Genomic DNA, 12,539 nt, shown 5'->3' with positions numbered 1-12,539 from the left:
GTTAGAGATGAAGGTTCGTGACGTTCAACATGCCGTTCTTCCCCGCACGACTGCCGAGGAAGGCAGTAGGCAGAACGCGGTAGTTTCGCTGCGCCGGCTGCTAAATAGCAAGGTCAGGCCAAGAAACGTCGGGATATTCGAATCCGAAGCCGCTCCCGCGTTCGCCGAACGTCATGGTCGTCAGCCTCAATCGCACGAAGAGGTACGCGAAGCCTTTCTGATGTCCCCCGGCTATCGGATGTGGAGCGCCGCCAACCGGTCCGCTCAGGAAATGATATGGGTTTCGGTCGGAGAGCCAACCTATCGTGATCTCGAACGCATGGAGCAGGCGACGAAGGAGCTGATCGAAGCCGATGACAAGCTTGGTAGTCTCTCGCTGGATTCGTTCTATGATCCCTCGCCGGAAGTGGCTGATGTCGACATCCATCTCCAACCCGGCGGATATGCGATGAATCGCAGCGACTATGATGTTGTTTCGGGCGCGCTGTACGAATGTGGTGGCAATGTCTTTTCCTTCGGCCAGGGCATCGGTCGCGGCGACAGCAAGGCGGGTGTCATCATGCGGCTACTCAATGAAGAATTTGACGGGTTCAAACCAGCCAGGATGCTCGATATCGGTTGTTCAGCGGGAGCTGCCTCTGCCGCCTATCCCGCCGAATGGCCTGACGTCGAAATTCATGCGGTCGACCTCGGTGCCGGCATGTTGCGTTATGCCCATGCCCGCGCGGAGTCGCTCGGCGTTGCCGTGCATTTCCATCAGATGGACGCTTCGGACATGCGTTTCGAGGACGAAAGTTTTGATCTTGTCGTGTCGCACAACCTGATGCACGAAATCGGTGAGGAAAAGCGTCGGGCGATGATCCGCGAATCTTTCCGTCTTGTCCGGCCCGGAGGCGTAGTCATTCATCAGGATGTCGCTATCCGCAACCAACCGACACTGGTGCATGAAATCGAGCGCGATTGGGATACGCATTTCAACGGTGAGGTGCACTGGAACACCTATGCAACGGCCAATCTGCAGGCTGATATGATTGCCGCCGGGTTCCCCAAGGATAATGTCGTCGAACATGATCTTTCGGCGCTACATGGCATGGCAAATAATCGCTGGTATGCGATCAGCGGCAGGAAACCTCTCTAATGACAAACCAAGCTCAAGCCATTGCCGCGCTGATCGAATCTGCGCGTGGACAGCGTCCCCAAAGCCTCGACAATCGCGAAGCCGAGGAGACGCTCAATATCGCTCTGGCGCTACTCGTCGAGCTGTCAGTCGCCAATGACAAGATTGACAGGCTTGAGAGGGTGGTCGCGGAAATGCGCGGCGAGGACGTCGCGACGCTGCGCGATATCCGCTATGAGGGAGAGGTCGCCGAACAACGTCAGGACGCGACTGACGCATTGCTGATGCGCACACTACGGGTTCTTATAGATCCCCGTGCCCAGGCGAACGACTAGGTTAGGTTCAGCCCGTCTGGCCCTGCCAGCTGTCCACGACTTCGCAGGCGGTCGCGAACCAGCTCTTGCTGGATCCGGTCAGCTTTCCGAGCAGCTGTTCGAAAGCGTCCATCCTGTGGGGCAGGCCAGTGATATAGGGCGTGATTGTAAACGGTAACACGCGACCGCCAAACCGGTCCGCCTCGATGCTCAGCCAGTCGAACGCGTCCTCGATCTGCCGGGCGACGCCTTCCATAGAATGCTGCTGCAGGGCTATCATCTGCCGGTCGGAAAGTTCGTGGTTGAACGGCATGCTGACAATCGTGCCGGCCTCGGTCGTCGCGAGATAGGGCAGATCGTCGTTGACCCAATCGCACATATAATCGAAGCCTTCTTCGACCAGCAGGCGCGGCGTATTCCAGCTCTGCGACCGTGCGATCGACTGCCAGCCTCGTGGCATCGTGCCCATCGCCTCGGCCAGCGTATCGCGTGCCTGAGCGATCAGTGCGCGCTCTTCCGCTTCGGGTAAGCCGGTCGCAATAGTTCCGTTCATGTCCGTCGAATGGGCGATGATCTCATGGCCTTCAGCCAGAATATCCGAGATGATGGATGGGTAGCGTTCGGCAATGGCGGCATTAACCGCGATAGTCGCATGTACCCCGGCCTTCGCAAAGGCGTCGAGCAGGCGGTAGAAGCCTACCCGTGTGCCATATTCGCGCGCTGTGTAATGGCGATAGTCGGGATAAGGGGTCACCATATGACCGGGCGCGCGGAAAGGCGTATCTTCCGGTGTGATCGGGAACCATTCGAGGTTGACCAGCAGCGTGACCGCCACCGTCTTGCCATCAGGCCATGCAACCGGTTTGCGTGTGGGCAGAGGAGAGGGGATATAGAGGTCGTGGTCCATGCCTTCACGGCGCTTGGGATATTCGAGATAGGAGGGGTCGAGGCTCATCCTGCGTCCTTCGCATAGCGGGCGGCGTCGGCCGCGGTCGCGTCATAATAATCGTTGGCGAGAAAATGGTCGGCAATATCGCCCGAGCGAGTGATCCAAGCGCGCCCGTCTGCGGCGATATGCCTGAGCACCTCCTCGAACGGACCGATCCGGTGCGGCTGGCCGATCAGATAACTGTGCAGCGGGATGCACATGACGGTGCCTGATTGTTCACCCTCGGCTGCAAGCCGTTCATATTGCCGGATCAGCGTGTCAGCATATTCGCGCGGGGACATATTGTAGACGAAGAAGCCATAATGGTCGTTGACCTCGATACTGTACGGCATCGAGATCAGCCGTCCGTCCTCGACGTGGACCGGTCCGGGCTGGTCGTCATGATAGAGGTCACAGGTATAGGTCATGCCATATTCGGCGATAAGGTCGAGCGTGCGCGGTGTATGGGTGAGCGCGGGAGCGAGCCAGCCCTTGATCGTCTGCCCCGTCGCATCGCGGACGGTCTTGATCGAATCTTCGATGATCGCGCGTTCTTGTGCTTCGTCCATCCCATAGCTGTAGCGGGTGTTGTAGATTCCGTGGCTGAAGAACTCCCAGTCCAGCGCGTTGGCATGGGCGACAATTTCTGGATGGTGTTGGCACAGCGCGACCGACAGCGAAACCGATCCCTTGAAACCGTGCTTCTCCATCACCTCGGCCATCCGCCAATGTCCAATACGGTTGGCATAGTCACGATGCCCGTAGGGGACGATGTCGGGATGCGGCCTCGGCCAGCTCTTGCGTTGGGGATTGGCTGGCGGATCGATCTCGTAATATTCGAGATTGGGCGAGACCCAGACCGCGACGGTCTTGCCGTCGGGCCATTCGATCTTCGTTCGATCGCGATAGGGCCGGAAATCGTAGAGTCCGGGATCTTTTTCGCCTTCGCGCATCAGCGGGCCTCCAGCCAGTCGATTACCGTCTGCACCGGTTCGACATCGGCATATTTGAGCTGCAGGTCAATCAGATTGGCGAAGTGATAGCTTTCATGCTTGTCGGCGCAGGTCTCGATCGGGACGATGGTCCTGTAGCCGTGGCTGAGACTGTCTACCGCAGTTGCGCGGACGCAGCCCGAGGTCGAACCTCCGGTCACGACGACGGTGTCGACCTTGTGCCATGACAGATAGCTGGCCAGCGGTGTTTCGAAAAAGGCGCTCGGCATCCGCTTGGTATAGACGAGGTCATTCTCGTCGATGGCGCAACGCTGATCGAAGGCATGTCGCTCGCTTCCATATTTGATGTTTTGCAGAGAATCCTCGGTATCGGTCCGGGTGCCCCAGATTCCGGCATCGCCCGCATCGGCCTTATAGGCGACATGCGACCAGATCACCGGCATGTCGCGTTCGCGGGCAAGGCGCGAAATCGTGTTGATATGTTCGATCTGGCGTGGATCGGTTTCATAGGACGTCTTGAACATGTCGAGTCGGGTATAGGCCTGCTGGACGTCGACATTGACGATGGCGAGTTTCTCGCCAAAACCAAATTTCTTGCGGGCCGGGTTGGCCATTACCTCGTCGAACAACTGACGTGCCGTCTTGTCCTCGCAGATCATCTTGGTGCCGATCGTCATATAATAGTTTCCAATTCTGTTGGGCCAGCTTCGCCTTGAAAACCGAGCGGCAGCCCGGCATCCGGTGTGAATCCGTAAAGCTCTGCATCCGGCAGCGCTTGCTGTACAATTTTTCGCACCGCCAGAAGTTTTTCGAGATCGATTCCCGTTTTCAGCCCCATCGCCTGTAACATGAAGACGAGGTCCTCGGTTACGATATTGCCACTGGCACCTGGCGCGAAGGGGCAGCCGCCAATTCCGCCGAGCGAACTGTCAACGGTAGTGAGTCCGACGTCCAATGCAGCGAGCACATTGGCAAGGCCGAGGCCGCGCGTATTGTGTAGATGGATGCCGGTCAGCGCCCGGTCGCCGACAACGCTGCGCACCGCTTTTACCATATGCTTCACTGCGTGCGGATCGGCGTAGCCAGTGGTGTCCGAGAGACCTACCTCGTCGCAGCCTGCCTCCATCAACCGTTCGGCCAGGCGCAAGATCTGGGATTCGGGAATGGTGCCTTCAATGGTGCATCCAAAGACGGTTGAGAGGCTCCCCTCGAAATGCGGGCGCTTGCCTTCCGGCAAGCTTGCAATCGCCGTGGCTATGCCGGTCGCTTCCTCGATCACCTGATCGTGCGTGCGGCGCAGATTGGCGAGGCTGTGAGATTCCGAAACCGAAAGTGGCAATGTGATTTTATCGGCGCAAGCCGTTATTGCATCGTGCGCGCCACGCAGATTTGGTACCAGTACGGCAACGGTCAGGCCGGGAATTGTCTTGGCGAAGGCAACAATTTCGGCTGTGTCTGCAAGCTGGGGCAGCAACTTGGCGGGGACGAAGCTTCCAACCTCTATTTCGCGCACGCCCGTGGCTGATTCGGCTGCAATCCATGCCTTTTTGGCAGCGGTCGGCATGACTGCTGAAATGTTCTGTAACCCGTCGCGTGGGCCCACTTCGCTAATAAATATTTCTTGGGACATAAACCTCTGCTTGCTTTAATGTCCTATTTCTATATCAAATAAGATCAGGATGTCGAGAGACAAGATTTTGATGATGAGATTTGAAAGAGTAGGGGTATAATGGAGCGGTTGCCGTTGGAAGGGATAAAAGTTGTCGAGTTCACCCATATGGTGATGGGCCCGTCGATCGGCCTGATGCTGGGTGATCTTGGTGCTGACGTTATCAAGGTAGAACCGGAAGGCGGCGATCATACCCGCCGTCTGCTGGGTTCTGGTGCTGGCTATTTTCCGATGTTCAATCGCAACAAGCGCAGCGTTTGCCTCGATCTCAAAGGCGAGCAGGGTAACGCCGAAGCCCGCCGTCTGATCGATGAAGCCGACGTAATGATCGAGAATTTCCGGCCGGGTGCCTTGGCGAAGCTCGGGCTTGGGCCGGAAAATTTTACAGAGAGCAATCCGCGCCTCATTTATTGTAGCGCCAAGGGTTTTCTCACTGGCCCATACGAGAACCGCACCGCACTCGACGAAGTCGCGCAGATGATGGGCGGACTTGCGTATATGACCGGTCCCCCCGGGCGGCCTTTGCGTGCTGGTGCTTCGGTGATTGATGTAACCGGGGGTATGTTCGGGGTTATCGGTATCCTTGCTGCGCTTGAACGGCGGCACCGGACCGATAAGGGCGGCGAGGTGAAATGCTCGCTGTTCGAGACAACGGCCTTTCTGGTAGGCCAACATATCGCGCAAAAGGCTGTGACTGGCACGACCGCGCCGCCGATGCCCGCCCGCATTTCGGCCTGGGCGGTCTATGACGTCTTTGAAACATCGAATCAGGATGAGCAGCTCTTTGTCGGCGTCGTCAGCGATCCCCAATGGGTGGCCTTTTGCGAGGTCATGGGACTGGAGGACCTTGCCGCCGATCCGACGCTTGCGGTCAATAATGAGCGCGTGCGCCAGCGCGAACATATCCTCCCGGTGATTCGGGAACTTTTTGGCCGCATGACACGCGACGAATTGGTTGGCAGGCTGGAATCTATCGGCTTGCCTTACGCACCGATCATGCGTCCCGACGATCTGCTCGAAGATCAGCACCTGCTCGCCAGCGGTGGTTTTGTTGAGGTAACTCTCGACGATGGCAGCCGCGCGAAACTTCCTGCCCTTCCGCTTGAAATCGACGGGAAAAGGATGGGCTTGCGGCATGATTTGCCGCGGGCTGAAAATAGTAATGGCATCGATTTCAATTAGGTGAGGGCGTCTTGGAACGGACTATATTCGATAAAATCTGGGACGGTCATACGATCGGTCCCCCTGCTGGCGAGACCGATCTTGTTCTCGTTGACCGCATTTTGCTCCACGAGCGAACGGGCGGAGTAGCGCTGAAAAGCTTACTTGCACGTGATATTCCCGTTCGTGATCGCGATCATGTTTTTGCGGTCATGGATCATATCGTCGACACCTTTCCAGGGCGCACCAGCAAGACGCTGATGCCGACGGGAAAGGATTTCATTGTCGCGACCCGCGAGGGCGCCCGGGCAGCGGGCATCCGGCTTTTCGACCTCGACAGTCCCGATCAAGGAATCGTCCATGTCATATCGCCCGAACTGGGCATTGTACTGCCGGGTACGACGCTGATTTGTCCGGATAGTCATACCTGTTCGCAGGGCGCGCTCGGCGCGTTGGCCTGGGGCATCGGATCGACCGAGGCCGAACATGCGCTCGCCACATCGACCTTGCGTGTCCAGCGGCCCAAGCGAATGCGCCTCACTATTTCGGGCAGGCTCGCACGTGGGGTAACCGCCAAGGACTTGGCTCTCGCTTTGCTCGGCCGTTTCGGGGTCGGCGGCGCCGCCGGGCATATCGTCGAATATGCGGGCAGTGCGGTAGAAGCACTTGATATCGAACAGCGGCTGACCTTGTGCAACATGGGTACGGAATTTGCCGCGTTCAGCGCGATCATCGCGCCCGATGCAACCACAGTCGATTATGTGAAGGGGCGCCGATACGCGCCAGTCGGCGACGATTGGGATCGCGCGGTGAATGACTGGCTCGCTCTGCGCAGCGATGCCAACGCGATCTTTGACACTGAACTGACCTTCAATGCGAGTGATGTCGCGCCGATGGTCACTTGGGGTACTACGCCACAACAAGTGGTGGCGATCGACGGCGCGGTGCCAGCCGTCGGGGAAATTGGAAAGGCTATGGCCGAAGGTTACCAACGTGCGTTGCACTATATGGGTCTGGAGGCAGGCACTGCGCTGGAGTCGCTGAAAATTGACGCAGCCTTTATCGGTTCTTGCACCAACAGCCGGATTAGCGACCTGCGACGGGCTGCGGCTATACTCGACGGTCGAAAAGTTGCGCCCGGCGTGAAGGCAATATGCGTTCCGGGATCAAGCAATGTCAAACGTCAGGCGGAGGAAGAGGGCTTGCACCGCGTGTTCCAGCGTGCCGGCTTCGAATGGCGCGAATCGGGTTGCTCTATGTGCTTTTTCGCGGGGGGAGAAAGTTTCGGCCCGCAAGAACGGGTGGTGTCGTCTACCAACCGCAATTTCGAAAGCCGTCAGGGGCCCGGCACGCGCACGCATCTCGCCTCGCCGGAAACCGTTGCCGCCTCGGCCATCGCCGGGCATATCGCCGATCCGCGTAAGCTGGAGATCTAAGATGGAGCCATTCACCACCTTCACAGCCATCGCGGCTCCCCTGATGCGGGACAATGTGGATACTGATGCAATCATCCCTTCGCGAGAGATACGGCAAGTATCGAAAAGCGGTCTGGCTGATGGTCTGTTCGCGGGTTGGCGCTATTTGTCGATTGGCGAACGCGATCCGGATCCCGATTTCATGCTCAATGATCCGGCATTAAAGAATGCCCGGATATTAGTAGCCGGGGAGAATTTTGGCTGCGGATCGAGTCGCGAGCACGCCGTATGGGCGTTGGCCGAATATGGCTTCCGAACGATTATTGCGCCCTCATTTAACCCGATCTTCCGCAAAAATTGTCTGGCCAATGGTGTGTTGCCGGTGGTGCTTACAGCTTCGATTGTCGAACCTATCGCTCGCGGGCTTGCCGCGGCACCCGGTTCCCTCCTGACGGTAAATCTCGTAGAGCAGGAATTGCAAGACGAAGTTGGCGGTTGCTGGACCTTCGAGATCGACGGTGATGAAAAGCGAGCCCTGCTTTCTGGCCTTGACCCAATCGACCTCACGCTGACCTTGTCCGATACAATCGCCGCCTTTCGCGACCGTGACAAGCGGGAGCGGTCATGGGCCTATTCCACACTATCACGTTAACGTGATGTCGTCGTGCTGATGTTCGAACGATTGCCCGAGTTAAGTCACCGTGTATGGCAAGTGAGTTGAGGGGATGCAACGACTGAGAGTCAAAAGCTCTGATGGGCAATAACTATTACCCCCAACCCACGCCATACCCATGAGGGGCCCACGTTTTGGCACACTCAACAGCAAGAGCGATTTTACTAAGCTGAGAGTGATAGTGCGCGAAGCAGTCCACAGCGAACAGGTTTCAAGTGTGATTTCCCTGACATTAGGTAATTAACGGGAAATTTGCTCTATTGAGTACCAAGCCAGTGCGCTTCACGCTGCACAGACAAGCAAAGCAGGATGTCGGTAGCCGATGAACAGCGCTACTTCGTGTCCGAGGCCAGCGTTTAAGCGATGATCTGATCCAAGAGTGTTCTAATGTCGATATTCCGGCTATATGGTTTAAGCCTGATATTTAAGGTGGTCCAAATATTAGTCACGAGCGCTTTGGCTTAATCAGGGTGCGACATATCAAACACGCGGCGTGTGGACCAAGTCACGGATCCATCGTTTGGGGAAGAGAAGGAGCAGATGTGCTAATCGGATTTTTTGCAGCTATTTCGGCTGCGGTGGCAGTTGCTGCAGGTGCTTTCGGGGCTCATGCTGCACCAGGACAACAGGAAGCGGAATGGTTTAGAACAGGCGGGCTTTATCAATTGGTTCATGCCGTTGCGGTACTGGCGATTATGGGCGTCGCTAGAGGCCCAGCGACCTTGCTTCTTCTCGGCTCTGCAGTTTTCGCTCTTACATTATACGCTATGGCGCTTGGCGCACCACGGTGGCTAGGTGCTGTAACGCCAATTGGAGGGGCCTTCCTGATTGGGGGATGGCTATGGGCTGGTTGGATATATTACCGCGGTTAGGAAATATATTCATTTTCAGAACGATCCGATTTCGCAGTTCATTAACGCCGAACAAACTTAAGCTAACGATCGCAGGTGGTCATCATAAGTAGTTTAATGATGTGTGCCGCGTTATTACGAGGTGCGGCCACATAGCTCTAAGTTCAACTAGTTTGGATTGGCCGTCCGAACACTGTCGTGAACAAGACCCAGAGGCTGCACCGGTCGCTGGCACTCTGTTCACCCTTGGGCTTCCCGAGGAAGGCCTCTTGCTCCGACACATTCATTCGTGTCGCGTGGTTCTTGAATCGATGAACACGTCCCTCCCGCAGCTCTAAGTCAACAGGGTTGTTAGGGAGATTCCGATCAACCAATCGATGCCAATAGAAATGAAAATCGAGACCTTCTTGACCGACAGATGTTGTAGCCAGAACGAGGGTAGAAATATTTGGCGGTGCGCAAAAAATATGCCTGACAAAAAGAATCCTGGCTAGAGTTTCCCCGCCGCCTGTTTGATCGCACGTCTGATGCTCATATATGTAGCGCATCGGCAGATATTGCCGCTCATTGCCGCATCGATATCGGCATCCGTCGGGTCGGGATTTTCGCTAAGCAAAGCGGTCGCTGCCAATATCTGGCCAGATTGGCAATAGCCGCATTGGGGCACATCATTCTCCACCCATGTCTCGCGTATCACATCAGCCGCGCTTCCTCCCAATCCTTCGATGGTCGTAATCTTGGCATCGTCGAGACTGTCATGCGGCGTGATACAAGCGCGTGTCGGGACGCCATCCACATGAACCGTGCAAGCGCCGCACTGCGCAATGCCGCACCCGAATTTTGTGCCGGTCATTTTCAGATGATCGCGTAGTACCCAGAGCAAAGGTGTTCCGGCTGCCGCTTTGACGGTTTCATTTTTGCCATTTATGTTCAATGTAATAGTCATGAAATGCTCCTCAATCAGCTTGCTGCGTTTACTGGAATATCCAGCTTGCTGCGACTTGCGCCCATAAGCGGCAGGCTCCTGATCCGTTGTCCGGTCGCATTGAATATCGCGTTGGCCAGCGCCGGGGCAGCAGGCGGCGTTCCCGGTTCGCCCACTCCAGCAGGCGCACTATTGGACGGCACAATCTCGACCTCGAAAGCTTTTGGCGCTTCGCCCATACGCATGACCCGCCAGTTGGGGAAATTGTCCTGAACGACTGCGCCATTTTTTGCAGTAATCTCGCCAAATAGAGCATTGGACAGCCCGAAAATAGTGCCGCCCTCCATTTGCGCACGGGTATGTCGGGGATTGATGACCGTTCCGGCATCAACGGCGAGCCATATGCCTGGAATGCTCAACGTTCCATCTTCGGCCACCTTCACTTCAATCACAGTAGCTATATAGGACAGGAAGGATCTGTGCGCGGCGATACCAAGGCCGTGACCGGCCGGGAGCTTCCGCCCCCATTTGGCTCTTTTTGCGGCCAATTGGACAACATTGGACAGACGCCCAGTTTCAAATGGATATTCCTCTGCCGAGCCACCGTAGTTGGAATAGGTGGCTCCTTCAGCATTGGGATCAATCAATCGGGAATCTCCGATCAGTTCAAGCAGATAATCCTTCTGGTCCCTGCCAGCGGCATGGGCCATTTCCGCTGCAAAACTCTGGACTGCAAAAGCATGGTAGATATTCGCAACCGATCGTAACCAGCCGATACGCAAATGCGCCTTGGCACTGCCTGATTCGACCTGCAGGTTCGGGATTGCAAAGGGTACATCTGTTGCTCCCATGCCCATTTCGCCGTCGGATGGCACATCCATGCCCGCGGTGAATGTGGAGCCAATGGGCGGGAAAACAGTCCGATGACGATAGGCATTACACTTGCCATCGGCGTCCAGTCCCGCTTCCAGTCTTTGCGCACTAGCGGAATGATAGAAACTATGCCGGATATCATCTTCTCTGGTCCATGTTACCTTGACCGGTTTGCCCACCTCTCTTGCAATAAGAGCAGCCTCTACAACAAAATCCGGTTTGGATTTGCGCCCGAATGCACCGCCCAGCCAGGTTGCGTGGACGGTAATATTTTCCTTATCGATGTCCAGCAGATCGGCCAATGTTTGCCGGGTCGCTTGCGGATCCTGAACACAGGCCCAGCATTCCAGCTTGTCACCGGTCCAACGAGCCGTAGCCGCTGGTGGCTCCATCGGTGATTGCGCCAGATGCGGGGCGTAATATTCGGCCGTGATCCTTTTCTCTGCGCCAGCCAGGGCAGTGCCTGCATCACCTCGACTGCGCCGAACAGTGCCGGGGAGTTTTGCCTTTGCTTCCATTGCCGCACGAAAATTATCCGAGTCATAATTGGCATTCGGTCCATCCAGCCATTCGACCTCCAGCGCGTTGCGACCCTGAATCGCGGCCCAGGTATCGACCCCGACTACCGCCACACCGCCGAGCGCCTGAAACATTGCGGGCGGTTTTGCATCCGGAAGTTTTACGGTTCGCAATACGCCGGGAATTGCCAGCGCCTTGGCATCGGTGACCGTTCCGGTTCGACCAAAGACCTGGGGTGGCCGGGCAACGACGGCGTAAACCATGTCGGGCACATTGACATCAATGCCAAAGGTCCCTTCCCCTCTGGTGATCCGCGGAACAGTCAGCGAAGGAATTTCCTTGTTTATGAAGCGCCAGTCCTTCGGCTCTTTCATGACAATATCGGCTTCTGCCGGAACCTGCAGTCTGGCGGCAAGCTTCGCCAGATTGCCGTAAGACAGGGTATTGCCATTTTCGCTGTTCGAGACTTTGCCTATTGCGGCGCTGCATTGGGAGGGCTCCAATTTCCAATAAAGGGCTGCGGCAGCGACAAGCATCTGTCTCATCGCCGCGCCGGCAAGGCGCAGCCGGTGAAAATTATAACGGACCGAACGCGATCCGTCGGTGTTCTGGTCCCCATAGCGCTCGTGACCTTCGGCCTGAACGATCTCGACATTCGGCCAATCTGCCTCCAGTTCATCGGCAATGATCTGAGCCATAGCGGTCCAGACCTGCTGACCCATTTCCGAACGATGGCAAGTAATCTTGACCGTCCCGTCTTTTTCGATCGCAATCCACAATGCTGGCGTTGCATCCCCGCCGTCTACATCGGTAAGCGGGCTGGGACCTGCTTTGGGCACGTCCATATTATCAGCATCGATAGCGGGTTCCGTGTTGGAACAACCCGCCAGTGTGACGGCGACAACGAAAAGTCCGGTTCCAGCAACAAATCCGCGGCGCGTGAGGTTGACAATAGAAGGGGACTGTTCGCCCCGTATCGGATTTTTCTCACGCGAGGGAATGATTCCAATATCTTCTAAGAACATTTCAAACCTCTTCAAATATGGCAATAAAGCCGGCGATTATTGGTTCGTGCGGCACGTAGAATCAACCTATCACAATTTATTACGAAAAGAAGATTATTTATTACGAAAAGCGATGG

12 protein-coding genes are annotated in these 12,539 nt (G+C 56.3%); 6 read left to right on the top strand and 6 right to left on the bottom strand.

From position 1 onward, the window contains the following. The first annotated feature begins 7 nt into the window (after nucleotides 1–7). Together AAC060_RS00145 and AAC060_RS00140 are read left to right on the top strand one after the other, a co-directional pair. Complete coding sequence (locus AAC060_RS00145; RefSeq protein ID WP_339821454.1) at nucleotides 8–1,138, top strand: class I SAM-dependent methyltransferase; 1,131 nt, start codon at nucleotides 8–10, stop codon at nucleotides 1,136–1,138. Then, nucleotides 1,138–1,452, top strand: a complete 315-nt coding sequence (locus AAC060_RS00140; RefSeq protein ID WP_339821453.1) for a hypothetical protein — start codon at nucleotides 1,138–1,140, stop codon at nucleotides 1,450–1,452. The genes AAC060_RS00145 and AAC060_RS00140 overlap by 1 nt, the downstream gene beginning before the upstream one ends. 7 nt (nucleotides 1,453–1,459) lie before the next feature. Here AAC060_RS00140 and AAC060_RS00135 read toward each other — a convergent pair whose 3' ends face one another. From AAC060_RS00135 to AAC060_RS00120, 4 genes are read right to left on the bottom strand one after another with little or no spacing between them, the layout of a single operon-like run. Then, nucleotides 1,460–2,386 (bottom strand): polysaccharide deacetylase family protein, encoded by a 927-nt coding sequence (locus AAC060_RS00135; protein WP_339821451.1) that lies wholly within the window; start codon nucleotides 2,384–2,386, stop codon nucleotides 1,460–1,462. Then, complete coding sequence (locus AAC060_RS00130) at nucleotides 2,383–3,312, bottom strand: polysaccharide deacetylase family protein (RefSeq protein ID WP_339821450.1); 930 nt, start codon at nucleotides 3,310–3,312, stop codon at nucleotides 2,383–2,385. The genes AAC060_RS00135 and AAC060_RS00130 overlap by 4 nt, the downstream gene beginning before the upstream one ends. Further along, entirely contained in the window at nucleotides 3,312–3,989 is a 678-nt protein-coding gene (locus AAC060_RS00125) for an isochorismatase family protein (RefSeq protein WP_339821448.1), read from the bottom strand. Before AAC060_RS00125 ends, AAC060_RS00130 begins: the two co-directional genes overlap by 1 nt. Then, nucleotides 3,986–4,942, bottom strand: coding sequence for a hydroxymethylglutaryl-CoA lyase (locus tag AAC060_RS00120; RefSeq protein WP_339821446.1), 957 nt, complete (start codon nucleotides 4,940–4,942; stop codon nucleotides 3,986–3,988). Before AAC060_RS00120 ends, AAC060_RS00125 begins: the two co-directional genes overlap by 4 nt. 114 nt (nucleotides 4,943–5,056) lie before the next feature. On the opposite strand from AAC060_RS00120, the gene AAC060_RS00115 reads away from it, so the two are divergent. The 4 genes from AAC060_RS00115 to AAC060_RS00100 all read left to right on the top strand — a co-directional run bounded on the left by AAC060_RS00115 (nucleotide 5,057) and on the right by AAC060_RS00100 (nucleotide 9,102). After that, nucleotides 5,057–6,163 (top strand): CoA transferase, encoded by a 1,107-nt coding sequence (locus tag AAC060_RS00115; RefSeq protein WP_339821443.1) that lies wholly within the window; start codon nucleotides 5,057–5,059, stop codon nucleotides 6,161–6,163. Nucleotides 6,164–6,174: 11 nt separating this feature from the next. Then, a complete protein-coding gene (locus AAC060_RS00110; RefSeq protein ID WP_339821441.1) occupies nucleotides 6,175–7,578 on the top strand; it encodes a 3-isopropylmalate dehydratase large subunit in 1,404 nt (467 codons plus the stop codon). A 1-nt stretch (nucleotide 7,579) separates the two neighbouring features. Then, entirely contained in the window at nucleotides 7,580–8,209 is a 630-nt protein-coding gene (gene leuD, locus AAC060_RS00105) for a 3-isopropylmalate dehydratase small subunit (protein ID WP_339821438.1), read from the top strand. 563 nt (nucleotides 8,210–8,772) lie between these two features. After that, nucleotides 8,773–9,102, top strand: coding sequence for a DUF423 domain-containing protein (locus tag AAC060_RS00100; protein WP_339821435.1), 330 nt, complete (start codon nucleotides 8,773–8,775; stop codon nucleotides 9,100–9,102). A gap of 469 nt (nucleotides 9,103–9,571) precedes the next feature. Here AAC060_RS00100 and AAC060_RS00095 read toward each other — a convergent pair whose 3' ends face one another. Beyond that, nucleotides 9,572–10,027 carry a (2Fe-2S)-binding protein gene (locus AAC060_RS00095; RefSeq protein ID WP_339821432.1) on the bottom strand — a complete coding sequence of 152 codons (456 nt, stop codon included), beginning with the start codon at nucleotides 10,025–10,027 and terminating at the stop codon, nucleotides 9,572–9,574. A 14-nt stretch (nucleotides 10,028–10,041) separates the two neighbouring features. Next, a complete protein-coding gene (locus AAC060_RS00090) occupies nucleotides 10,042–12,423 on the bottom strand; it encodes a molybdopterin cofactor-binding domain-containing protein (RefSeq protein WP_339821429.1) in 2,382 nt (793 codons plus the stop codon). Between the last annotated feature and the right edge of the window lie 116 nt (nucleotides 12,424–12,539).

Source organism: uncultured Parasphingorhabdus sp. (genome assembly GCF_963975555.1).
Taxonomy (GTDB): Bacteria; Pseudomonadota; Alphaproteobacteria; order Sphingomonadales; family Sphingomonadaceae; genus Parasphingorhabdus.
This window is presented reverse-complemented; position numbering and strand designations above follow the sequence as displayed.